Source organism: Paenibacillus sp. yr247, from assembly GCF_900103825.1.
Classification (GTDB): Bacteria; Bacillota; Bacilli; order Paenibacillales; family NBRC-103111; genus Paenibacillus_E.
The window spans coordinates 45,903-66,398 of the sequence record NZ_FNIF01000026.1; the positions used below are offsets into that span (position 1 = coordinate 45,903).

The 20,496-nt window shown below is 47.1% G+C and carries 23 protein-coding genes, 12 tRNA genes, 1 rRNA gene and 1 riboswitch; of the genes, 8 read left to right on the plus strand and 28 right to left on the minus strand.

What is annotated here, in order from left to right; translation table 11 throughout:
* Position 1 precedes the first annotated feature (1 nt).
* Genes BLT91_RS25585 through BLT91_RS25595 form a run of 3 tightly spaced genes read right to left on the minus strand, consistent with a single transcriptional unit; the run spans position 2 to position 2,829 of the window.
* Complete coding sequence (locus BLT91_RS25585) at positions 2 to 1,201, minus strand: DUF4350 domain-containing protein (RefSeq protein WP_090826505.1); 1,200 nt, start codon at positions 1,199 to 1,201, stop codon at positions 2 to 4.
* On the minus strand, positions 1,185 to 1,856 hold the full coding sequence (locus tag BLT91_RS25590; protein ID WP_175532528.1) for a DUF4129 domain-containing protein: 672 nt from the start codon (positions 1,854 to 1,856) through the stop codon (positions 1,185 to 1,187). The genes BLT91_RS25585 and BLT91_RS25590 overlap by 17 nt, the downstream gene beginning before the upstream one ends.
* On the minus strand, positions 1,831 to 2,829 hold the full coding sequence (locus tag BLT91_RS25595) for a hypothetical protein (RefSeq protein ID WP_090826509.1): 999 nt from the start codon (positions 2,827 to 2,829) through the stop codon (positions 1,831 to 1,833). Before BLT91_RS25595 ends, BLT91_RS25590 begins: the two co-directional genes overlap by 26 nt.
* Positions 2,830 to 3,061: 232 nt before the next feature.
* Between BLT91_RS25595 and BLT91_RS25600 the strand changes: the two genes are divergently transcribed.
* On the plus strand, positions 3,062 to 5,209 hold the full coding sequence (locus BLT91_RS25600; RefSeq protein WP_090826511.1) for a DNA topoisomerase III: 2,148 nt from the start codon (positions 3,062 to 3,064) through the stop codon (positions 5,207 to 5,209).
* A gap of 49 nt (positions 5,210 to 5,258) precedes the next feature.
* Here the strand turns inward: BLT91_RS25600 and BLT91_RS25605 are convergent, their stop codons facing one another.
* The 4 genes from BLT91_RS25605 to BLT91_RS25620 form a co-directional block, all read right to left on the minus strand.
* Positions 5,259 to 5,603, minus strand: a complete 345-nt coding sequence (locus tag BLT91_RS25605; RefSeq protein WP_090826513.1) for a hypothetical protein — start codon at positions 5,601 to 5,603, stop codon at positions 5,259 to 5,261.
* 104 nt (positions 5,604 to 5,707) lie between these two features.
* Positions 5,708 to 6,175 carry a signal peptidase II gene (gene lspA / locus BLT91_RS25610; RefSeq protein ID WP_090826515.1) on the minus strand — a complete coding sequence of 156 codons (468 nt, stop codon included), beginning with the start codon at positions 6,173 to 6,175 and terminating at the stop codon, positions 5,708 to 5,710.
* Positions 6,176 to 6,331: 156 nt separating this feature from the next.
* A complete protein-coding gene (locus tag BLT91_RS25615) occupies positions 6,332 to 6,967 on the minus strand; it encodes an HAD-IA family hydrolase (protein ID WP_090826517.1) in 636 nt (211 codons plus the stop codon).
* The gene (locus BLT91_RS25620) at positions 6,961 to 7,257 is read right to left on the minus strand and encodes a hypothetical protein (RefSeq protein ID WP_090826518.1); all 297 of its coding nucleotides are present in this window, start codon (positions 7,255 to 7,257) and stop codon (positions 6,961 to 6,963) included. The genes BLT91_RS25615 and BLT91_RS25620 overlap by 7 nt, the downstream gene beginning before the upstream one ends.
* Before the next feature lie 162 nt (positions 7,258 to 7,419).
* On the opposite strand from BLT91_RS25620, the gene BLT91_RS25625 reads away from it, so the two are divergent.
* Positions 7,420 to 7,992: a CcdC protein domain-containing protein gene (locus BLT91_RS25625; protein WP_090826520.1), complete on the plus strand. Its 573-nt coding sequence runs from the start codon at positions 7,420 to 7,422 to the stop codon at positions 7,990 to 7,992.
* A gap of 138 nt (positions 7,993 to 8,130) precedes the next feature.
* Here BLT91_RS25625 and BLT91_RS25630 read toward each other — a convergent pair whose 3' ends face one another.
* Positions 8,131 to 9,879, minus strand: a complete 1,749-nt coding sequence (locus BLT91_RS25630) for an ABC transporter ATP-binding protein (RefSeq protein WP_254777141.1) — start codon at positions 9,877 to 9,879, stop codon at positions 8,131 to 8,133.
* A gap of 81 nt (positions 9,880 to 9,960) precedes the next feature.
* A complete protein-coding gene (gene yyaC, locus BLT91_RS25635; RefSeq protein WP_254777142.1) occupies positions 9,961 to 10,518 on the minus strand; it encodes a spore protease YyaC in 558 nt (185 codons plus the stop codon).
* 75 nt (positions 10,519 to 10,593) lie between these two features.
* On the opposite strand from yyaC, the gene BLT91_RS25640 reads away from it, so the two are divergent.
* From BLT91_RS25640 to BLT91_RS25645, 3 genes are read left to right on the plus strand one after another with little or no spacing between them, the layout of a single operon-like run.
* Positions 10,594 to 11,763, plus strand: a complete 1,170-nt coding sequence (locus tag BLT91_RS25640) for a glycosyltransferase family 2 protein (RefSeq protein WP_090826526.1) — start codon at positions 10,594 to 10,596, stop codon at positions 11,761 to 11,763.
* 22 nt (positions 11,764 to 11,785) lie between these two features.
* Positions 11,786 to 11,998, plus strand: coding sequence for a hypothetical protein (locus BLT91_RS30970; protein WP_141225083.1), 213 nt, complete (start codon positions 11,786 to 11,788; stop codon positions 11,996 to 11,998).
* Between the two features lie 33 nt (positions 11,999 to 12,031).
* Positions 12,032 to 13,033, plus strand: coding sequence for a copper amine oxidase N-terminal domain-containing protein (locus BLT91_RS25645; RefSeq protein WP_090826528.1), 1,002 nt, complete (start codon positions 12,032 to 12,034; stop codon positions 13,031 to 13,033).
* Here BLT91_RS25645 and BLT91_RS25650 read toward each other — a convergent pair.
* A complete protein-coding gene (locus tag BLT91_RS25650; protein WP_090826530.1) occupies positions 13,030 to 13,689 on the minus strand; it encodes a hypothetical protein in 660 nt (219 codons plus the stop codon). The two genes, BLT91_RS25645 and BLT91_RS25650, sit on opposite strands and share 4 nt — an antisense overlap.
* Before the next feature lie 169 nt (positions 13,690 to 13,858).
* Positions 13,859 to 14,743: a C40 family peptidase gene (locus tag BLT91_RS25655; protein ID WP_254777143.1), complete on the minus strand. Its 885-nt coding sequence runs from the start codon at positions 14,741 to 14,743 to the stop codon at positions 13,859 to 13,861.
* A 1-nt stretch (position 14,744) separates the two neighbouring features.
* Positions 14,745 to 14,905, minus strand: a riboswitch (cyclic di-AMP (ydaO/yuaA leader).
* Positions 14,906 to 15,021: 116 nt separating this feature from the next.
* Between BLT91_RS25655 and BLT91_RS25660 the strand changes: the two genes are divergently transcribed.
* From BLT91_RS25660 to BLT91_RS32020, 3 genes are all read left to right on the plus strand, one after another.
* A complete protein-coding gene (locus BLT91_RS25660; RefSeq protein WP_175532529.1) occupies positions 15,022 to 15,561 on the plus strand; it encodes a hypothetical protein in 540 nt (179 codons plus the stop codon).
* Entirely contained in the window at positions 15,558 to 15,860 is a 303-nt protein-coding gene (locus BLT91_RS25665) for a DUF2653 family protein (protein WP_090826533.1), read from the plus strand. The genes BLT91_RS25660 and BLT91_RS25665 overlap by 4 nt, the downstream gene beginning before the upstream one ends.
* A 90-nt stretch (positions 15,861 to 15,950) precedes the next feature.
* Positions 15,951 to 16,124 carry a hypothetical protein gene (locus BLT91_RS32020; protein ID WP_175532530.1) on the plus strand — a complete coding sequence of 58 codons (174 nt, stop codon included), beginning with the start codon at positions 15,951 to 15,953 and terminating at the stop codon, positions 16,122 to 16,124.
* A 95-nt stretch (positions 16,125 to 16,219) separates the two neighbouring features.
* Here BLT91_RS32020 and BLT91_RS25670 read toward each other — a convergent pair.
* The 17 genes from BLT91_RS25670 to rrf form a co-directional block, all read right to left on the minus strand.
* A tRNA-Gly gene (locus BLT91_RS25670) sits at positions 16,220 to 16,290 on the minus strand.
* 15 nt (positions 16,291 to 16,305) lie between these two features.
* A tRNA-Pro gene (locus tag BLT91_RS25675) sits at positions 16,306 to 16,382 on the minus strand.
* 21 nt (positions 16,383 to 16,403) lie between these two features.
* A tRNA-Arg gene (locus tag BLT91_RS25680) sits at positions 16,404 to 16,480 on the minus strand.
* Between the two features lie 47 nt (positions 16,481 to 16,527).
* Positions 16,528 to 16,602: transfer RNA gene (locus BLT91_RS25685), tRNA-Gly, on the minus strand.
* Between the two features lie 102 nt (positions 16,603 to 16,704).
* The gene (locus tag BLT91_RS25690) at positions 16,705 to 17,403 is read right to left on the minus strand and encodes an AIM24 family protein (protein WP_090826535.1); all 699 of its coding nucleotides are present in this window, start codon (positions 17,401 to 17,403) and stop codon (positions 16,705 to 16,707) included.
* Between the two features lie 33 nt (positions 17,404 to 17,436).
* On the minus strand, positions 17,437 to 17,892 hold the full coding sequence (locus BLT91_RS25695) for a hypothetical protein (protein WP_090826537.1): 456 nt from the start codon (positions 17,890 to 17,892) through the stop codon (positions 17,437 to 17,439).
* A 485-nt stretch (positions 17,893 to 18,377) separates the two neighbouring features.
* Positions 18,378 to 18,887, minus strand: coding sequence for a ferritin (locus tag BLT91_RS25700; RefSeq protein WP_090826539.1), 510 nt, complete (start codon positions 18,885 to 18,887; stop codon positions 18,378 to 18,380).
* A gap of 114 nt (positions 18,888 to 19,001) precedes the next feature.
* The gene (locus tag BLT91_RS25705; RefSeq protein ID WP_057307931.1) at positions 19,002 to 19,253 is read right to left on the minus strand and encodes a DUF1450 domain-containing protein; all 252 of its coding nucleotides are present in this window, start codon (positions 19,251 to 19,253) and stop codon (positions 19,002 to 19,004) included.
* 144 nt (positions 19,254 to 19,397) lie between these two features.
* A tRNA-Leu gene (locus BLT91_RS25710) sits at positions 19,398 to 19,482 on the minus strand.
* Positions 19,483 to 19,532: 50 nt separating this feature from the next.
* Positions 19,533 to 19,608, minus strand: a tRNA-Lys gene (locus tag BLT91_RS25715).
* 19 nt (positions 19,609 to 19,627) lie between these two features.
* Positions 19,628 to 19,704 (minus strand) — tRNA-Asp (locus tag BLT91_RS25720).
* A 69-nt stretch (positions 19,705 to 19,773) separates the two neighbouring features.
* Positions 19,774 to 19,850, minus strand: a tRNA-Met gene (locus BLT91_RS25725).
* Positions 19,851 to 19,907: 57 nt separating this feature from the next.
* Positions 19,908 to 19,980: transfer RNA gene (locus BLT91_RS25730), tRNA-Val, on the minus strand.
* A gap of 76 nt (positions 19,981 to 20,056) precedes the next feature.
* Positions 20,057 to 20,131: transfer RNA gene (locus BLT91_RS25735), tRNA-Glu, on the minus strand.
* Between the two features lie 36 nt (positions 20,132 to 20,167).
* Positions 20,168 to 20,259 (minus strand) — tRNA-Ser (locus BLT91_RS25740).
* Positions 20,260 to 20,286: 27 nt separating this feature from the next.
* Positions 20,287 to 20,362: transfer RNA gene (locus tag BLT91_RS25745), tRNA-Asn, on the minus strand.
* 5 nt (positions 20,363 to 20,367) lie between these two features.
* Positions 20,368 to 20,484, minus strand: a 5S ribosomal RNA gene (gene rrf, locus BLT91_RS25750).
* Positions 20,485 to 20,496 lie beyond the last annotated feature (12 nt).

A 20,496-nucleotide genomic window follows, 5' to 3' on the forward strand; every position in this document is an offset into this window, starting at 1 on the left:
CTCACTCCTTCTCCAAGTAGGCGATCATTTCGCCCATCTCCCGCGTTCGCTGCACGAACGCTTTGGTGCTTACGCCCCGCTGCTTCGCAGCGCGGGGCTTCGCAATGCCGCCGCTAGCTGCCGGCGGCTCCTCCAGCAGGCGCGCGAGCTGCGCCGCCTGCGCCTCAGACATGCGGCCGCGCGCAGCTTCAGCGGCCTGCAAAGCACTTGCGCTGGGGCTGAGCCCCCAGCGCTGATGCAGCAGCTGCCGCAGGAACAGCTGCTGGTGGGCAAGCGCCTCGCGCTGGTAGCTGAGGCGCTCGTACCAAGCGGCGACGGCGTGCACGCCCTCGTCGCCGCGGCGAACCGTCCACGCCCGCGGCGTGTGGACGGGGCCAAAGCGCTTGCCGCGCAGCCAGAGCCACAACAGCAGCGCGAGACCAAGCTGTACGCTGGCGAGCACGAGCCACGCGGGGTAGACGGCCAACAGTCCGGGCTTCGTCCCGAAGCCGTGATGAGTCTCATCGACCCACACGGCGTCCCAGGACTTCGCGAACAGTGGCCAGATCAATTCAAAATGGGACGCTTGATCAATCCTCCCATTCTGCATCCAGTTCGGGGTCAGCACCACGGTGATGCTGCCCAATCCTTCCTGGGTGCGGCTGGCGAGCACGCCGCGTTCATCTTCGAACAGCGCCCGCCCGCTTCCACCGGGCTTAATCCGGTAGGGAGTATCCACCTTACCCGTCAACAAGCCCTCAGTTGGTGTAAAGTCCGACAAGACCCTTATGGTCGAGACAACTTCCGTACCGTCTATCGCTCTCTCCCCAGCACCATTCTTCTCTTCCCCGCCACCCACAAACACAGTCCCCCAAGGCTCCCACCCTTCGGGATTGCGATCAAACAGTACAACATCATTTCCCTTCCGGACCCAGCTCAGCAGCTGCTCTCGATCTGCCTTCGTCACACCCAACGGCTGTATGGCAACAAGCAGCATCTTTTCTCCATTAGGCAAATACTTCCAACCTAACCGCCATTCCTTTATTGCATGCTGTTTCGTACTCAACAGCTCTTTCCAAGCTTTCGTACCGTCTACATCCGCCGAGAAGGACAGATTTGGAGGTTGGTCAGGGAGCTTCGGCTTTACCAGCCAGTAGCCTAACCCGAGAAACAGCAGGATACTGAGTGCTAGTCCCACATGCAGCTTATTCAGCCCTTTCATGTGCATAGCCCCCCTCCCTGCCGATAACACGGGCAACTTGTTCATACATCCATGTAAACTGTTCTTCCGTCACAACTTCCTTGCCATACCAAATACGCTCAAAGAGCAGCGAGCTATCCTGAAACAATGGGACTAGCAAAGAAGCTGTACCTTCGAGCTCCGCCGCATACTCCCAGTTCGTCTTCCATTTTTCCACACGAATCATACGCTGCGCTTCCAAAAAGAACAGAAGAGACAGAAAGACGGAACGCACACCCTCTCTCCAGTCACCTGCCCCTCTAAGTTCCGCTGCTTGCTGCCAATAAAAACGGTAAGAACGGCTAATTTCTCCTATCGGCAAGTAAGCCTCAGAACGGATGCGCTTTTGCCAAATAATTTGCTTCAAGAACCAATAGATCGCAAATGCCGCAATCCCAAGAAGCGAGATGACAACACCGATGGTAAGCCAGTCTGTTACCGACTCGGATACTTGAAAATCGGGGAGCCAGCTCCGTATTTTGCGAAATGCTGGCTCCAACCATGCCCAGAAGGAGCCATTCTCTTTGACAGCATAAGCGGTGTATTCATCTTGCTTTAAAATTTGTTGTAATTTCTCTTTATCCTCTTGCAAGGAAGTCGCTAAAGCAGCATTAATCATTCTTTTTATCCAAATCAATCGGTATCGTACTTTCTATCAACGATTCAAGTCCCAATCCTTCATTACGCACCTTCAGATCGAAAAAGCTAACCGCATACGGCAAAAACCATAGGGACAAAACTAAGATTGAAATTAAGCTTTGTAACAACTGAGCCCATAATCCTAAACCAAAGACAGCAGCAATAATTAGTTGAATAACGAAGAGAAAAAGATACAAAATGAGAGTCAGCACAACATACATCCAAAATAAACGCCAGAAGCTGCGTCGGGTTAATTTCCAACTGCGTCCTAGACCAATGGACTCTTCTCCCAGTGCAACAAAAGGCAAATAATAGCACCAACGAATGAAAAAATAAGTAAAGGTGAAGATTGCACCTAGACCAAGAATGACGAAAAAAATAATGGTTAGTGCCATCGCACCTCCACCCAAACCTCCTATCGCACTTGAGAAGCTTCCTCCTATTGCGAAAACGATAGCAAAAATAACAATAACAATAGCAAGACCTATATATAATCCAAACATAATGAGTGCATCCAAGAACGTACTTCCCGCTAACGGCCAAAATCGACGGAACGATTTCTTCAATAGCTGCCCGACTCCAGGTATTTCTTCGCCAAAGAGGCTGGCTTTAACAAGATGAACGACGGAAGCTGCCGAGGCTGGCATGAGACCAAGAATCATGATGGGAACTAGAACCAACACTAAAAGGAGGGTTTTCCATATGTCTCCTGCTTGCATTGCAGTATTCTTTTGTAGGAAAGAACCAGGTCCAAACATATCCTGCAAGGATCCACCGTTGCGAATCTGATCAAGAATAGATGCCGATGTACTTGCCGTCTCTTGATACGTAAGCAAATGCTGCAGTAAATAAAATGGACCGAATAAAATCAGCATAATCAATGTTAATTTCACGAAATGCCTGCGATACAATTGGAAGCTGCGATCTAATATTCTTCCAATACCCATTGGTCTTAATGGTACGTTTTGCATGGAGAACCCCCTAAATGTTGGTAATTCATATACTACCTGACTATTATACACTAAACCCTCAAATTTCTGACCATCAAATTGTACACAAAAAACTAGATCAATTTGAAATCATCGATCTAGTTCTACTCTGTTTCGTCCACCGGATTTCACACGATAAAGTGCGTGTTTATATTTGAAAATAGGGCTTGTTTCGCTTATGCTAATTTGTAATTAGAAATGAGGTTGTTTTCATATGAAAATTCTTGTACTTACCGAAAAACCGAGTGTCGCCAAAGAAATTGCCCGTGTCCTCGGCTGTAACCAAAAGCAAAAACACCATTATGAAGGTGCCAAATATGTCGTTACTTGGGCGCTCGGCCATCTCGTCACCCTTGCAGAGCCCGATGATTACGATCCCAAGTACAAAACCTGGAACCTGGAAGATCTCCCCATCATCCCTGAGCGCATGAAGCTTAAGGTGATGAAGGAAACATCGCAGCAGTACCGTGCGATCGAACAGCTCAGCCGCCGGGGTGACCTTGCAGAGCTGGTCATTGCGACGGATGCGGGGCGCGAAGGCGAGCTCGTCGCGCGCTGGATTATGGAGCTGATCCGCTGGAAGAAGCCGTTCAAACGGCTTTGGATCTCGTCGCAGACGGATCAGGCGATTCGCGAAGGCTTCGCACAGCTGAAGCCGGGCACAGACTACAACCGGCTGTATCAAGCAGCCGTCTGCCGTTCCGAGGCCGATTGGTTGATCGGCCTGAATGTGACCCGCGCGCTGACGAGCAAGTTCGGCGCGTCCTTGTCTGCTGGGCGTGTGCAGACGCCCACGCTGGCTATGATGATCAACCGCGAGGCGGAAATCCGGGATTTCCGGTCCGTCGACTATTGGTTGATCGAGGCCGATCTGGGCTCTTTCCGCGCGGTGTGGCGAGACCCCAAAACAGGCGATACGCGCATTTTTGACCGCGAGCGCGCAGATGCCTTAAAAGCGAAGCTGCAGGGCCAGAGCGGCAAAATCCTGCACGTGCAAAAAACGGAGAAGCAGATTCCGCATCCGCTTGCTTATGATCTAACCGAATTGCAGCGCGATGCCAACCGCAAATTTGGTTTCTCAGCCAAACAGACTTCGAATGTGCTGCAAAGATTGTATGAGCAGTACAAGTTGGTCACCTATCCGCGTACCGATTCACGTTACTTGACCTCGGACATGGTGCCGACCCTGCTTGGCAGGCTCAAGGGCGCAGCTATTGGCCCTTATGCAGCGCTAGCGGCTCCTTTTATACGCAAACCGTTAACGATTACGAAACGCATAGTCGACGATACCAAGGTAAGCGACCACCATGCAATTATTCCAACCGGTGAAGCCATTTCGCTCGCCACCTTAAGCGCTGACGAACGCCGTCTCTATGATCTCATTTTACGGAGATTCCTAGCCTTATTCTGCGGTCCTTGCCGCTATGATGAAACCAAGCTGACTGTGGAAATAGCTGGAGAGAAGCTGTATGCATCGGGTAAAGTGGTTAAACAAGCCGGTTGGAAAGACGTGTACGGAGCCACTGATTTCACTGATCCAGATCGGGAAGAAACCGAGTCTGATGACGACTCGGCTCAATTGCTGCCCCAAGCTGCCGAAAAAGACGCCGTAACCGTCCGTAACGCCCGTCAATTAAGCCGCCAGACGAAACCGCCTGCCAGATACAACGAGGCCTCCTTGCTTTCTCAAATGGAAAAATGGGGCCTCGGCACGCCTGCTACACGCGCTGACATTATTGAGAAGCTTGTGTCTTCCGACACTATTGAACGTCAGGGCTCCTTACTCGTTCCGACAGGTAAAGGCACTCAGCTCATCGAGCTCGCTTCAGAGGAGCTTCGCTCTCCTGAACTAACGGCCCGCTGGGAGCTGGAGCTTGAACGTATATCCAAAGGCAAAGGAAGCATGGAGCATTTTCTAAGTGGTATTCGCAAAAAAACTGCGGAGCTGGTCGATGAGGTTAAGAAAAGCTCTGCAGCCTATAAACCGCATAACTTAACAGGCAGCAAATGTCCGGATTGCGGGGAATACCTTCAGGAAGTAAAGGGAAAACGCGGCCGTTACCTCGTCTGTTCCAGCCGGGAGTGCTCCTATAAGCGCGAAGCAGACGGACAGCTAACCAACCACCGTTGCCCCCAGTGTCATAAAAAGATGGAGATCCACACCGGCAAATCCGGTAAGTATTTTCAATGCCGTCCTTGCAACGTGGTTGAAAAAGTAGACAACGAGTCCACCGGCGGCGGCCGACGCGCCTCAGCGAAAGCAAACCGACAGCTGATCGAGAAGTTTTCCGATCAATCCCAACTAGGGAACTCTCTCGCTGACAAATTACTAGCTGCGCTGCAGCAGAAGAAGGACGAGTAAACTCACTTTCTACAAAAAAACCAAGCGGTGACTTTCGCCATCGCTTGGTTTATCCTTCTATTGCATGCACATTCACTTTACCCTTTACCGCTAGTTGCAGCTGTTCCAACGTTGTTATTCCCAGACTTATCAGCGCTTCTCCAGCTTCCATATGGACATTCGCTAGTATATGCATACTTGTATTGGGTACAAGTGATTTCCGAAATTCATGAAACAAGACGGCATTGTAGGTTTTAAGGACCGTCATAAATTCAACCGTTGGAGGAATAAAGGCACGATTTTCGGAAGATTTCCAGAAAAATTCCCTCACATGCATAATATCAGCACCCGTACGATTCAATTTACGAATCATCACAAAAAATTCATCGATTAGTAACTGTTTATCCGCCCTCATACTTTCATCCCCCAATCTAACGTCAACTCAGTCTAAAACCGACTAATTGAAGGATATCACAAATGGTACTTTCGATCTAGACGAATAGTTAAATATACCTACTTTTAGTGAACTATTTTTTTTCGTAATAAGTTATGCCTATACGAGAAAAACATATCCAGCACAAAAAATACCACACCCAAATTAATAGCTAAGTCTGCCAAATTCATCACCCCATTGCCAGAGCGAAACACGATAAAATCGGTTACTTTGCCAAATAACAATCGTTCAATCCCGTTACCAATAGCCCCACCCACGAAAAAAGCGGCTCCACACTGCTTGAAGATTCCTTGGATGCGTCCTTTTTTCCAATAATATAAAATACCAATAACAATCAAAACAGCAAGAATGCCTAAATAACGAGCCCATCCTTGTAGCGTACTGCCTGCTGCACCACTATTTTGATAATACGTAAACGAAATAATGTCTTTATAGAACGGCATGGATTCGCCAACCTTCAGTATAGACCGTATCCAATACTTCGAAATTTGATCAACGGCTGTCACCATAACGATAATGAGATAAAATAACATGACACTCCTCCTACGTAAATACCACTTTAATATACCTATTTTACATGATGAGAGCAGTAAACTGCGAATGTTGCGAATGTCATGAAAAAATGAAACACAAATAACTACCTCAGATCCTGTCTGCGGCAGCTTTATGGACTGCATTTGTACCAGCTATCAGATTAGGGTCATAAGCGTTTTCAACAGTTCTCCCGGAGAGTTTACTAGGTAATCAGGATTTCCACTGAGCAGTAGGCGCGGAGAGTCGTAGCCCCATGTAACAGCAACGATAGGAACGCCTAATTTCCTACATGCCTCTATATCCCTTAATTCATCGCCGACATAAATCATCCGTGAGGGGGAAGTCCCCCATTGTTTCATGACTTTGCGAATAGAATGATGTTTACCGAATATATGTTTGGCCGAAATGATCTCCTTGAACGCGTCGTCCAGCTTGTTGTTTTTAAGGAACAGACGAATGTTCTCTTCAGAATTGGAGGAGAGAATAGAGCTTCTCACTCCTTGAGCGGACATTCTGGCAATGACCTCTTTCATCCCCGGCACCACATGGAGCATACGAATATTTTCTTGATACAGCTGTCTTCCGGCGATGATGAGCTGTGGAATTTGTAGAACCGGGACACCCAGCCGATTTACCCTTTCAGAGATTGAAAGTGAACGTAGAAGTGCAAGGTCCTGATCACGAATCCTGCGAAATTGATACTGCGCAGCCAATTCATTATAAAGCTTTACAAGTAATGCTCTAGAATCGACCAGTGTCCCGTCAAAATCAAAAAGGATGTGTTTTACCATTCGGTTGTAAATAGAAATAAGGCCGGCCCCTCGGGCGGCACTTCTTTTATTTGATTATTGGTAAATTCCTCAAGCGGATCTACAGCGATATGTGGATTGTTAACGAGCCGCAGATCTTCCCATATACAGGTTACGCCACGTTCATAACCATCCGCATCACAAGCAAACATTTTACAGCCTTGACAGAATTGCTCCTTCTGCTGTGCATCAAGCTTCACAATTTTATTACGAAGACAGCAGTAAATTTCATTGTCTGCATTACATACATTAACATGAGTAATTAGAGCCATTTGCCAGTCAACTCCTTGCGGCACATTTTGTGTGTAATAGTAAGTTTATAGCGCTACTATTAAGTGTATGACAGTTTTTTGTAAATGGAATAACATTTATCATGACAAGCTCCAAAATTTGTTACAATAAGAAAAAGCTACAGTCCGATTGGAGGAACTCCTTTGCAAATTTGGTTACATTATGCCATACCTTTTCTATTCATTGGCTTCTTTATTTATCGGCGAACAAAGCGTACCATTGGTTTTCAAAAGCTTTCCCGAGGCCGACTCAAGTTCCGTCTTACCCTCTTCAGTATCCTTGGACTCATCATCTTCCTGCTGGGCTTTGTTCATCCCATCCACTTTATTGGTTATATCATCGGCCTAGCGGCTGGTATCGGTCTCGGACTCACCGCGATTCGCCACACCCGCTTCGAGCATCGAGCGGACGGCTGGTACTATCGCACCCACTTGTGGATCGAAATTGCTGTCCTCGTGCTGTTTCTTAGCCGAATTGTTTACAGATTGGCCTTTATCACCCTTTCAGCCGACCCAGCTAACATGAATCCGGCAGATCCAACCCAATTTACGAAAGACCCCGTGACAGCAGGTGTCTTCTTTATCATCGTGTCTTACTATATTTTATTTTTCGGCTACTTACTTCGCGAAGAGGCCAAATTGGATACAGCTGCTTTGACTGCGGACAATACAAGTGAAGGCTCAAATCCTCAGGCAAACGTGGATATCGTCAAGTAATAGGCAAAATAATGCAGCCCGCTCTCATAAGAGAGCGGGCTGCATATCCTCGGTCATTACCATCAAATTGAAAAGGCTATGACGCAACATCAATCCAGGAAGTCCGTCTTTACCCACTTAGAAAACGCCGCGTTCCGCCTACGCCTCGGCGGCTTTGGCAAATTGTGTGCTGTACAGCCGCGCGTACAGCCCATCAAGTGCGAGCAGCTCGCGGTGCGTGCCCCGCTCAACGACGCCGCCCGCTTCGATCACCAGAATGTGATCGGCGGCCAGCACCGTGGAGAGCCGGTGCGCGATCACGAGCGTCGTGCGCCCTTGCATCAGCTCCTCGAGCGCCGCCTGCACATAGGACTCGGATTCCGAGTCCAAGTGCGAGGTCGCCTCATCGAGGATGAGGATGCGCGGGCGCTTTAGGATCGCGCGAGCAATCGCGATCCGTTGGCGCTCGCCGCCGGAGAGCCGGTGGCCGCGCTCTCCAACCATCGTGTCGTACCCTTCGGGGAGCGACATGATAAAGTCGTGGATGTAGGCCTGCCGGCATGCGGCCTCCATCTCCTCACGCGTAGCGTCCTCCCGCGCGAAGCGCAGGTTTTCGCCAATCGTCGCGTGGAACAGAAACGACTCCTGCGTCACGTACGCGATTTGCGCGCGCAGCGAAGCTAGTTGAACGTCGCGGACGTTCACGCCATCGACCTCGACGATTCCTTCCGTCGGGTCATAAAGCCGCGCGATCATCCCGATCAGCGTCGATTTCCCCGCGCCGCTAGGTCCGACGAGCGCGACCATTTCACCCGGCTGCGCGTCAAACGTCACGTCCTGCAGCGCATACTGCCCAGGCCTATAAGCAAAGGAAACCTGCTTATAAGTCACTCGACCCGCGACCGCCCCCAGTGGTCGCGCATCCGAATGATCCAGGACATCTGGTACCATGTCCTGGTATTCGAAGATGCGCTGGAACACGCCCAGCGCAGTGCCCACCTCCACTTGCAGGTTCAGCAGTGTACCTACAGGCATGTATAACCGGCCCAGATACGCCGCGAAGGCGACGATCGAGCCCAGCGTCATGCTTCCGGATATGACGGAGAAGCCGCCATACAAATAAATAATCGCTGTGCCTAGCGGCCCCAGCGTACTCGTCGCCATCCCGAACCAGCGGCCGGCGAGATTCAGCCGCAGCTCCAGATCCATCACCTTCTGGTTCATCGCAGTGAACTCGATCTCCTGCTGCCTCTCTCTACCGAATATACGCGTCAACAGAGCACCAGAAATCCCGAAGTTTTCACTCAGCTGCGAAGTTATATCCGAGCGCACCTTTTGCGTTTGCAAACGCAGCTCTTTTCGAAGCTTGGATACTTTTTTCACAGGCAGGATAAACAGCGGAAGAATAAGCACAGAGATAATAGCCAGCTTCCAATCAAGTGCAAACAAAATGCCAATCGTCGAAACAACAATAACGATCTGTGTTATCGTGGACACAACCAGCGAGGTCACTACACTCTGCACGGCCTGCACGTCTCCCGTGATCCGCTGAACAATTTCGCCCGACCGAGCATCTGTAAAGAAGGACATGGATTGCCGCTGCAAATTATGAAACAGCGACTGTCCCAAATCCCGAATAACCCCCTGGGTTACTTTCGTATTGAGGTGATTTTGCCATACCCCAAGCACTCCGCTCAATATAGGAAGTAGAAGCATCAACATCGCCATCTCTGCCAGAAGTTTCATACCGCCCTGCGGGATCGCTTTATCAATAATTTCTTTCATCACCAAAGGAGGGATTAAGCCAATAACAGCTGCAAGCAGCGCCAAACCTATTATTACCAGCAGCTGTCCCCAATACCCCCGGAACAGCCGCCAAATCCTTTTCACCGAAACATCCTTCAGCATCGCTTTAGGCCGATTCCTATCGGATAGTCGCCCCATGCCACCTGGTCCCATCACTCATCTCTCCGTTCTATCCTAAGTTGTCTATGATATGGGAAACGCATACCTAATAGCTTTCGTCACTTCATCTGCCATCTTCAATACGCTAAAAAGCGATGTCGTTTGAAGGACATTATACTGTCTAGGCCCATCTGCATTTACAATAGCTGCGATCGTATAATCTCCAACTTGGGGCAGCACTTTCCCTACAGATTTCCCCGGAGCCAAAGGCTGATTAGATACTTGGTACATCCCCACAGACAGCTTTTGTCCCAAACAAGCATCGATCGCAATGACTATACATCCTTGTGGAATTTCATGCAAACGTACCGCCAAGTTACTAGCATCACATGGCGCTTCCAGCGTCCCAATCACATTCGGATACCCCAGTTCCACAAGTCTGCTTCCCACAAGCGGGCCGAGTGAATCACCTGTTGATCGATCTGTCCCTATACATACGAAAGCCACCCTATTCGGCTTCATTTCCAGCTTTTTCTCAATACCTTTAAGAAATAAGGCCAAGCGCTCGCCATTCATCTTTTTCCAATACTGCTCCCGCGGTTCAATCCGTTCTTCCCCCATCATTTCCTCCCTTACACGCATTCAGCAAAATTTCCCCTCACTCCTGATGAATGATATAATGCGGTCAACTTCTATTCTTTCATAAGGAGGTACACCATGTCCACCATAGGTATTATCGCTATCCTGACCCTCCTCTACTGGCTTTATATCACTTTCGATGTGCATAAAGGCATACATTTGCTACATACACTGCCCAAATCCACGAAGCTCCCGGACAAGCCTCCACTCGTTTCGGTCATTATAGCAGCCAAAGAAGAGGAGCGTACCATCTTAGAAACGGTCCAACATCTTCTCTCGCAAAATTACCCGCGCCTCGAGATCATCGCCGTTAATGACCGCTCCCAGGACGCAACCGGCGTCCGGCTTGAAGAGCTGCGTAAGTGGTCACAGCACAAAACAGATATTCACACACCCCTGCAAATCATTCATATCACCCATCTTCCAGAAGGCTGGTTAGGCAAAAACCATGCCCTCTACCAAGGGTATCAGCAAGCGAGAGGCCAGTATTTACTTTTTACAGATGCGGATATCATTTTTGCACCAGGAACGATATCCGATGCTGTTACTTATATGAAGGAACATGACGTCCAGCATCTCACGTTGACCCCGAACATGATCGTACGAGGCGCTCTACTCCAAGGGTTCGTTCATTTCTTCCTCTTCTCGTTTTCCTTATTCGTTCGACCTTGGCGAGCTAATGACGATAATGCCCGTGGACAAGGAATCGGAATTGGAGCTTTCAACATGGTCAGCCGCAGCGCTTATGAAGCGATAGGAACGCACAAAGCGATCGCACTAAGACCTGATGATGACCTACAATTAGGCATTTTCCTCAAACGGGCTGGATTCCGACAAAAGGTTTTGTCCGGCAAACACATCCTTCAAGTTGAATGGTACCGCTCCCTCAAGGAAGCGATCGTTGGATTGGAGAAAAACCTTTTTTCCGGCTTTCGCTACAGCTATGCCATTGCTTTACTCGCTTGCCTAGGACAACTCGTATTTTTTATCACCCCTTGGCTTGGCCTTGCTTTCCTATGGGATTGGCGAGGAGCCATTTATGCAGTCGTTGTCTTATTACAAATTTGGCTATACCGCAAGCTAATGTCCCGTCTCATGAGCAAACGCGGTGATGAAGCCTACCTGCTTCCGATCAGCGCTTCCTTACTCCTCTACACTATCGCCCGCTCGGTTTGGCTAACTTGGAAACAAGGTGGCATCTATTGGAGAGGAACGTTCTACTCCCTGCGCGAATTAAAAAAGAAATAAGTTCAGAAAGGATGTAGCTTTTATGCGTCTTAGGCGTTTCCGTACTTTTACTCACATCGCGATGCTAAGCTGTCTGCTCTCGGCAGCCGTTATTATCCCTGCTTCTACTTCTGCTCAATGTACTGTTCAAACACAGAGCCGGACGATTACCGATAACGGCAAATCCTTTACCGCCCAGTGGGTCACCGTTGATCTCACCGACCCCTATTTACGCGTTAAGCCCGTAACCGCATAGGGCGGCATTGGTCACGACGAGTCATTCACTTCCATGTTAACGAGAAATCATGCGATTGCCGGGATCAATGGAACTTTTTTTGACGCTTATGAAAAAGATGATACCCAACGTTACCCGAATGGTCTACTCATTGGCTCCGGCAAAATCATGCACTCGGGCATTAACCCTGCCTTTCTCGTTTACGCCGACAAAACCGCCAGCTTGCAGCGGATCCAAACCGAACACCAAATAAGCGTTACTCATCAGAGCAAAGCCTACACATTCACAGCTTGGGGTGTGAACAAATATTACGGAGATTCGGTGAATGATCAAGTCGTCTGGTACACCCGCGATTTTGGGCCGACGATCGACTTTCCTAACTCAACCAAAGTTGTCCTCCGTGAGGGCAAAGTCACTGCTATTACAACGGAGAGGGTCAATATTCCTGAAGATGGACAATTATTTTTAATCGGAAATAGTTCCAACAATAAGACCTATGTACTGCCAAATATCCATATTGGCGATACGGTAAAGCTTACATCATCTCTCCAAAATCAAGATTCAGGAGCTAGCTCCCTGCTTCCAACGGTGGATGCTGCGATTGGCGCAGGCCCGCATTTACTCACCAATGGCGTTGTAGATTTAGATGTTAAGCGAGATGGATTTACCGATCCCAAAATCACAACGGGTGCGAACATCCGCAGCTTTATTGGGTTAGACGCTTCACATCAGCTTGTTATGGGTACACTCTCAGCTGCAAGCTATTTATTGCAGGAGACAAGTATGGTGCCTTTTCGCGGCATTCTGGAAAGAATCGGAGCCAAGTTTGAATGGAACGGTACATCTCGTACATTAACCGTCCAGCATGGTTCCAACCAATTTCAGCTTCAACCTGATCATTCCGTTATGATATGGAATGGAAAGTCGGTTGTACTTCCGAAAGCTCCTACGATCATAGACGGTCATATCTATATGCCACTTCGGGCCATCATCGAGTCCTTGGGTGGACACATACAGTGGGATCCACAGCTTTACCGAGCATCTCTCACTTTCTAATGAACACGATTCATGCGAACAATACGATAATACAGTTGGCTGCTCACCTCTTGCTCCACTTCCAGGTAACCTTCCACATGCACATAATCACCCAATACAAAGGTGGATGCATCGGCAGACCCAGAGTGCGTCAGAAACAGGAGAGTGGCTTTTTCATTACCTATTACGAAGCCTGTCTGCTCCTTCACTTGAAATTTATCAAGAACTGTCCCGTGGTGAGACCTCGCGATATGATGAAACCGCCAAGACTGGTCTTCTTTTATAATAAAATAAAGTACACGATTTCTCTGATTATTACTGAATTCCCTCGTCACACCAATCATGCAAACCTTCTCGCCTAACCTAAGAAACTCATCGATTTCATAGGATTTCAATCGCAAGCGGAGCACATTTTTATGTTGGATGTAGGATTCCATCTCTTCTATCGTTATTTGATCTTTCGGATCTTGCTTCGTTGCGTAAAATACTTCTTTAATAAACGTATCTGTTTGCAGGCTTCGTGCCCCTTTGAAATGGTTATACGTGCGGAAAAATTGATGAATGACTTCACGTATCTCTTCTGGTATGGCAGGACCCTTATCCACGGTATACATGCTATCTGCTCTATCCGAATGTCTTCTTTTATGAAACCAGCTTTTCCAGACACTTAATTGCATGCGTTCGTGTCACCTGCTCTTTCTTTCTTCCAAACATTTCTTCATTATAGGCTAAAAGCCATAAAATTTCGATAAAAATCGCAAAATTTCGCGCAAAAAAAAGAAACACCTGTCTTCTATGCTTTCTTTCGAAAGATACATAGAAAACAGGTGTTCGTCGATACCTTTGTTACAGAACTCTTTTAGCTCCTACATACCTTGCGCTCCAATAAGAGCTGGAAAGACTCTCCACAGCCACGCCTCTAGAAGAAGTAGCAGAAATAAATTGATCATTGCCGAGATAAATGCCCACGTGATTAACGGTTTTTGCAGCGAAGAAAACCAAATCCCCGACTTTCAAATCTTTCACGGAGGTTCCTACTTCACTATGCATCTCAGCCGATGTGCGGGGCAAATCAATGCCTTTGGCTTGAAAGACGTAGCGCACAAAACCCGAGCAATCGAACCCTCTCGGTGTCGTACCTCCCCAAGCATAAGGCACTCCCATGTAGGCATTTGCCGTTTGAACAATTTGTTCCGTCATGGACGGAAGTACCGGGGCGGCGACTTTGGGTGCTGGCGGGGGAGCGATCCAAGCTGGCTTGTGCGATTTCCCATCCACATCCACAATCGCAATCTGGTTAGCCTCGTTCCACTCAATCGGGGAACCGAAGGTTTCGGTTATGAAACGCAGCGGAACGTAAGTATTACCTTGATTGATGGTTGGGCTGCTTTCCATACTGATCTTCTTGCTGTTCACAATCGCTTGCTGCTGATCCGTGATCAATAAGATCGACTGCTGCTTATTCACCAGCGTGACCACGATTTCGTCTGCTTGCTTCGTCCAGCTTACTTGATAGCCTAGCTTCTCCGATAGCACACGCAGCGGCACTTGCATGATGCCTTTGTCATCAATGTAAGGCTGCACTTCCGGAAACTTCAGCAGCTCATCATTGACCTGCACTTTTACAGGATGATCAGCGGGTGATGCGTGAACAGCGGGTGCTGTGAACAAGGGTACTGCTGCGCATATTAATGCGCATGAACAAATAAGACGTTTAGAAAAAGATTTCAAAGCTTTGCCTCCTTGAAGCCTCCGAGGTTAGTTGACGGGTTCGGGAAGAGGTTTTCCCTAGCTCGCTCAGTTAACTAAAGTAGCTGAGCATTCATTCACCCCAAGTAAAGAAGTCCCCCGTACCGGAGCTATCGCTGCTCCGAGATTCGGCATTTTTTGTCTATTTTAGACTAGCATAATTCAATTCGTAGTTACAACCTTTTCGCAATGGTAAGTGTTTCCATAGAAAGGAAAACGACCGTTTCCTTTTAGGGAAAGGCCGTTTTAACAAGAAAAAAATGGTTCGTTATTTAACGAATAAAGCAATTGCTTTTAAACAAAATAGTACTATGTATGTTTATCCTTGGAGGATATGTATGAAAAAAACTCTGCTCATCTTATTTATCTTCTTAGTATGCTTTCAGATGAAAAGCGTATTGAGTAAAGCAAATGCCGCTATTGAAGAAGATTCATCCATTCAAGAACAAAGTTCGCCACAAGTTGAATCCTATTCTTCCGGTAGAGGAAGCTACAGGTCACCATCTGGATCATTTTCTGGAGGCACCAAAGGCGGCGGCTATACGACCGGTCCGCGATCCCCTTCTTCGAATGTGACACGGAATCCGCAATACCAGCAGCCCTATCAACCAACAAACCGTTTTGGAGGTTTCTTTGGCGGATTAGCGGCAGGAACTCTGATTGGGCACTTTTTAAACCCTTTTAGTGGATTAGGACAAGGTTATGGCATGGGGGGAGTCTCGATACTTGGGATATTGTTTTGGATCGTTATTATATATTTAGGTTATAAATTTTTCAAAAGTCTCAGGAGAAAACAATGAAAATAATATTCAATGAGCAAGATCTAATCGATTCGGCCTGTATATTTGCTGCTGATCGATATAACCAAATGATTCATCAGCTTCAAGCAGAAATCCAGCATGAGAATGGGAACGGAATTACAGCAGTAGTCGCCTTGCAAAACAGCAGGGAAGTTTATCATCTTACCGAACAGGATCTTATTGACGGATCAGCTATTTACTTAGAGAAATATCATAATTTCAATCCGAATCAGCTTTCAGTTGAACTAATATTTGAACCAGATCAAGGATTTTCGGTAATCATTGAAAAAAATGATTAATAACCCTTAGCAAAGAATAGGGAATATTGCTTGAGCTATTTACGAAATAATAAAGTGGTAAAATGAATCCGAAAAAATCGGGGTGAATATATGACAAATAATAAACCGAAGGGGCACGTTGAATTCCGACAGCCTGCCGCTAAGCTTGTTGCCGATATACCGGGAGATGAAGTGATGCGTGCGCATTTGGATGAAATGATTCAAAATGATGGCTATCCGGGAAGCTGCTCCATTATCGATACCAAAAATAAGGATCAAGAGTAAAACAAACGAGCTGAGCTGTCGTTATCTTTTCCCTTACCCGTTCAAAAAGAAAAAAAGATCACCCGAAGGTGATCTTTTTTCTTTTAAGCGCGTTAAGCGGGCGGCGGGAATCGAACCCGCGCGATCAGCTTGGAAGGCTGAAGTTCTACCATTAAACTACGCCCGCGTCTTATTAAATTGATGGTCGGGACGACACGATTTGAACATGCGACCCCCTGCTCCCAAAGCAGGTGCTCTACCAAGCTGAGCTACGTCCCGAAGCGTTTTAGTGATGAAAAATGGCGCGCCCTGAGAGATTCGAACTCCCGACCTTTTGATTCGTAGTCAAATACTCTATCCAGCTGAGCTAAGGGCGCTTAGATAAATGCGAAGCATTTATAGCTTCGTAAGCCTAAACTTAATTTGGAGCGGAAGACGGGGATCGAACCCGCGACCCTCGCCTTGGCAAGGCGATGCTCTACCGCTGAGCCACTTCCGCATCATGTTAATTGCTTGTCACTTGGATGATGTTTCTCCGAGGCGACAAGGAATAATATATCAGGATTTCAGGACAAATGCAAATGTTTTTTATTACCTATTCTCATTTTATGAAAATACCACCGAACGGCAGCACTTCTTTGGCAATTCGACGCAACAAGCTATCACTTTTCATATGCTCATCTAATTTACGATCCGGCTTACAGGGCTGCATCAGTACATTCCCTAGCCCTGTCATTTCCCAGTGGTAATTCATATGCTGGCTGGCCAGCGTATTGCCGTAAACACACAACCGTAACTGAGCATTCCGCGGATAAGCAACAAGGCAGCTAATATCGACATATAGGGGCTGCTTCGCATCCAAAGCCGTTTGATAAATGGGTCCTGTGGTCAGAAGTCCTAATGTGCCAGGTCCTTTGAACTGCATTTTCACGAGATCTTGCGTGATCAATGTATTTTTAACATTTTGCAAATGAGAAGTGAAGCTGACACCCTCCGTGTAAAATAAAACATGTCGGAACTCATACAAAAGATCATCGTCAGGACCGATAGGCACAACAGCCATGCTATATCCTTCAGGCAGCCCAAGCATCAAGTTGGCTGGACCATGTACACGTGACTGGATCAAACGCTTCTTCCTATACATACTGGGCAGCTTCATTAAAGAATCTTCTCTCTGCTCAGACTTCCCTTGAAAGGCTACGATTTGGTTCGGATGCAGCACATGAACGGACTCGTCCTGTTCTATGCGCAATGTGGCCATCCTTGCATGTGAGCTTGCTTTCTCGAAGCTTACCTCCATTGCATGCCGACCTCCCCACAAACTACACATCATCTACTTCATTTGTCGCTTCTGTCTCCGCCATACGATAAAGCGAAACACACGTCCAAATACAAAATAAAACACAATCAGCAAAGCAGCGGTCACAACCATATAGGTTATTTTCCGATTTCGCTTCTCTTTATTGAGCGCCACCTGCTCCATTGCCTTCAAGCGTTCTTGTAATTGCTCATTTTCTTTTTTAAGTATTTCGTTTTGCCCGAGGAGTCGTTCTTCTGTTTCTTGCGAATGCCGTATCGTTTCCGAAAGCTTGTCCTTCTGTTCTTCTAATTGCTGTTTTGTTGCCTCATAGTCCTTCTGAATTTGCTGTACATTCTCTGGGAGTTGATAAATGTCTTTAACCCGATCCAACCAAGAGGCTTGGACTGCAGCAACAGGATACATAAAACCAATCAAGATCACAAGTATGCCTATAGCTTTTCCAATGCCAAGGATTTTACATATCCGCATCTGCCGCCCCTCCCTGCGTTGTCTCGACATTTTCTATTTTACCGCAAAAATCACCCCGTCACCACTTCTGTCGACTGCACAGAATAGCAAAAATCGTCTTCATTTTCGAAGACTCCACCTTCCGAAGGAACGATATACTCTTCTCTCTATTCCTCCAAAGGGTTCTTTCCCCCACCACAAGCCTTCCAGCTTGGCAACAGTGAGGTATTTCTCTTCTTTCCTATAGACAGCCCTTAATACTATACGAAAGCGTGTGGAGCGCTTCAGTCGCATTTGTGAGGGCGACTCCATTTAGATCTAGTAGACCAAAGTCGCTCCGCTTACGTCACATAACCCAAGTAGGCTCGAAAACAAAAGCTGCGGCTTCGTTTGTGCTGTGTAATAGGGTTTTGAATAAGTTTAAGCGTTTATAGGCATAAAAAAACTTACCCCTCGCAACATATCGCGAAACAGGTAAGTTTTCGTCTCATGAAATTCGTATGTAATTATACCGCGGCCGGAGGCGTGAAAGAACGCTGAGCAAATTCAGCATCCAACATATAGAAGGCATTACTGTCTTTATCAATGCGTTTCAACTTATTAATAATGCTGTCAAACATTGCTTCTTCCTCTACCTGCTCATCAATGAACCATTTCAAAAACTGCATGGTCGCATGCTCTCTGTCGTTTAGAGCTAGATCAGACAAACGATATATGCGTTTTGTTACTTCTTGTTCATGTAGGTATGCATGTTCAAAAGCATCTAGGATTGATTCGTACACATTCACAGGCGTATCCATACCGGCAAAGTTGACTTTTTTTCCACGATCATTTATGAATTTAAAAATTTTCATCGCATGGAATTTCTCTTCTTCAGCTTGTACAATAAAAAAGTTCGAGAAGCCATCTAAGCTTTCCGCTGCGCAATAACCAGCAATAGCCAAATAGAAATGCGCGGAGTAAAACTCATAGTTCATCTGCTCATTGAGCGATTCCGTTAGTGTATCGTTTAACATCGGTGCACACACCCCTTTTGTATTGTTATCTTTTGCGTATTCCCCATACATACAAGATTACCAGAACACCGCATACAAATACAAATGGAAGTAACAATTTTAAAAGGTATATATTCATACCATCACGCTCTCAGCCCGAGATTCAGCAATAATTTGTTTGATCTGAGCATATAGTAAATCAGGCGAAGCTGCACATAACAGTTCTTTTTTCCCAATCATGGCGATGCATTCTTTTTTACAATGCTTGCAATTACCTAAGCAATCTTTCTTTTTTTGCTTCAGGTCTGGATATTCATTTTTCAAGGACTTATATATTTGTTTGGATCCGAATTTCTCATTTCTACAGCAGTATTTAATCGTTTTCATGTTCGATCTCTCCCCGCCACTCACATCTACCGCTACATCTGATATTAGTGATAATAATAATCAATGTCAACTGTAAAGTTTTATAAAAAAAGAGTTTTCTTTTGTCCTTGTAAAAAGGATGAAAGAAAACTCTTTTTGCGATGATGCGGTCAAGAGGACTCGAACCTCCACGGGGGGTTAGCCCACACGGACCTGAACCGTGCGCGTCTGCCAATTCCGCCATGACCGCTAATAGGAGTGGGCTTTGATCCACGATCTGCGACCAAAGATCCAAATATTTGGTGAGTCATGTAGGATTCGAACCTACGACACCCTGATTAAAAGTCAGGTGCTCTACCAACTGAGCTAATGACTCATGTGCATAAATAAAAAAATGGCGGAGCTGACGGGATTCGAACCCGCGGTCTCCTGCGTGACAGGCAGGCATGTTGGGCCACTACACCACAGCTCCACACTAAGTAAAACACCTTTTATAGGGATCTTTTGATGAGTATCAAAAGTCTCTCCTTTTATAAGAGGTTGGTTGCGGGGGCAGGATTTGAACCTGCGGCCTTCGGGTTATGAGCCCGACGAGCTACCGGGCTGCTCCACCCCGCGTCAATAAGCATATGTTATGAAATCCAAGCAAAGCAAATCTTGCTTTAGGAATCATGATGGAGGCTGACGGGATCGAACCGCCGACCCTCTGCTTGTAAGGCAGATGCTCTCCCAGCTGAGCTAAGCCTCCATGGGATAATGTTTTGCGCCCACGCAAAGTTCTCGGATTAAGCTTCGTCAGTTTTACGTCACTTTGTGAGGATTATTGGTGACCCGTAGGGGACTCGAACCCCTGTTACCTCCGTGAAAGGGAGGTGTCTTAACCACTTGACCAACGGGCCTCGTCAACAGGCTTTTCTTATGTAAAAGTATATATGTGGCGGAGAGAGAGGGATTCGAACCCTCGAGACGCTTGTGACGCCTACACGATTTCCAATCGTGCTCCTTCGGCCAGCTCGGACACCTCTCCATGAAAAGCCTGGTATGTTATAAAAAATGGCTCCCCGAACAGGACTCGAACCTGTGACAACTCGATTAACAGTCGAGTGCTCTACCAACTGAGCTATCAGGGAAAACTGCTTGGCAACGTTCTACTCTCCCAGAACCCTGCGGTTCAAGTACCATCGACGCTGGAGGGCTTAACGGTCGTGTTCGAGATGGGAACGCGTGGGTCCCCTCCGCCATCATCACCAAACAGTCAAAGCGT

Bases quoted from the DNA above. Each gene is read 5' to 3' on its own strand.
- BLT91_RS25585 (WP_090826505.1), bottom strand. From the start codon at position 1,201: ATGAAAGGGCTGAATAAGCTGCATGTGGGACTAGCACTCAGTATCCTG.
- BLT91_RS25595 (WP_090826509.1), bottom strand. From the start codon at position 2,829: ATGCAAAACGTACCATTAAGACCAATGGGTATTGGAAGAATATTAGAT.
- BLT91_RS25600 (WP_090826511.1), top strand. From the start codon at position 3,062: ATGAAAATTCTTGTACTTACCGAAAAACCGAGTGTCGCCAAAGAAATT.
- BLT91_RS25605 (WP_090826513.1), bottom strand. From the start codon at position 5,603: ATGAGGGCGGATAAACAGTTACTAATCGATGAATTTTTTGTGATGATT.
- lspA (WP_090826515.1), bottom strand. From the start codon at position 6,175: ATGTTATTTTATCTCATTATCGTTATGGTGACAGCCGTTGATCAAATT.
- BLT91_RS25615 (WP_090826517.1), bottom strand. From the start codon at position 6,967: ATGGTAAAACACATCCTTTTTGATTTTGACGGGACACTGGTCGATTCT.
- BLT91_RS25620 (WP_090826518.1), bottom strand. From the start codon at position 7,257: ATGGCTCTAATTACTCATGTTAATGTATGTAATGCAGACAATGAAATT.
- BLT91_RS25630 (WP_254777141.1), bottom strand. From the start codon at position 9,879: ATGCTGAAGGATGTTTCGGTGAAAAGGATTTGGCGGCTGTTCCGGGGG.
- yyaC (WP_254777142.1), bottom strand. From the start codon at position 10,518: ATGCGTGTAAGGGAGGAAATGATGGGGGAAGAACGGATTGAACCGCGG.
- BLT91_RS25640 (WP_090826526.1), top strand. From the start codon at position 10,594: ATGTCCACCATAGGTATTATCGCTATCCTGACCCTCCTCTACTGGCTT.
- BLT91_RS30970 (WP_141225083.1), top strand. From the start codon at position 11,786: ATGCGTCTTAGGCGTTTCCGTACTTTTACTCACATCGCGATGCTAAGC.
- BLT91_RS25645 (WP_090826528.1), top strand. From the start codon at position 12,032: ATGTTAACGAGAAATCATGCGATTGCCGGGATCAATGGAACTTTTTTT.
- BLT91_RS25650 (WP_090826530.1), bottom strand. From the start codon at position 13,689: ATGCAATTAAGTGTCTGGAAAAGCTGGTTTCATAAAAGAAGACATTCG.
- BLT91_RS25660 (WP_175532529.1), top strand. From the start codon at position 15,022: ATGGTTCGTTATTTAACGAATAAAGCAATTGCTTTTAAACAAAATAGT.
- BLT91_RS25665 (WP_090826533.1), top strand. From the start codon at position 15,558: ATGAAAATAATATTCAATGAGCAAGATCTAATCGATTCGGCCTGTATA.
- BLT91_RS32020 (WP_175532530.1), top strand. From the start codon at position 15,951: ATGACAAATAATAAACCGAAGGGGCACGTTGAATTCCGACAGCCTGCC.
- BLT91_RS25690 (WP_090826535.1), bottom strand. From the start codon at position 17,403: ATGGAGGTAAGCTTCGAGAAAGCAAGCTCACATGCAAGGATGGCCACA.
- BLT91_RS25695 (WP_090826537.1), bottom strand. From the start codon at position 17,892: ATGCGGATATGTAAAATCCTTGGCATTGGAAAAGCTATAGGCATACTT.
- BLT91_RS25700 (WP_090826539.1), bottom strand. From the start codon at position 18,887: ATGTTAAACGATACACTAACGGAATCGCTCAATGAGCAGATGAACTAT.
- BLT91_RS25705 (WP_057307931.1), bottom strand. From the start codon at position 19,253: ATGAAAACGATTAAATACTGCTGTAGAAATGAGAAATTCGGATCCAAA.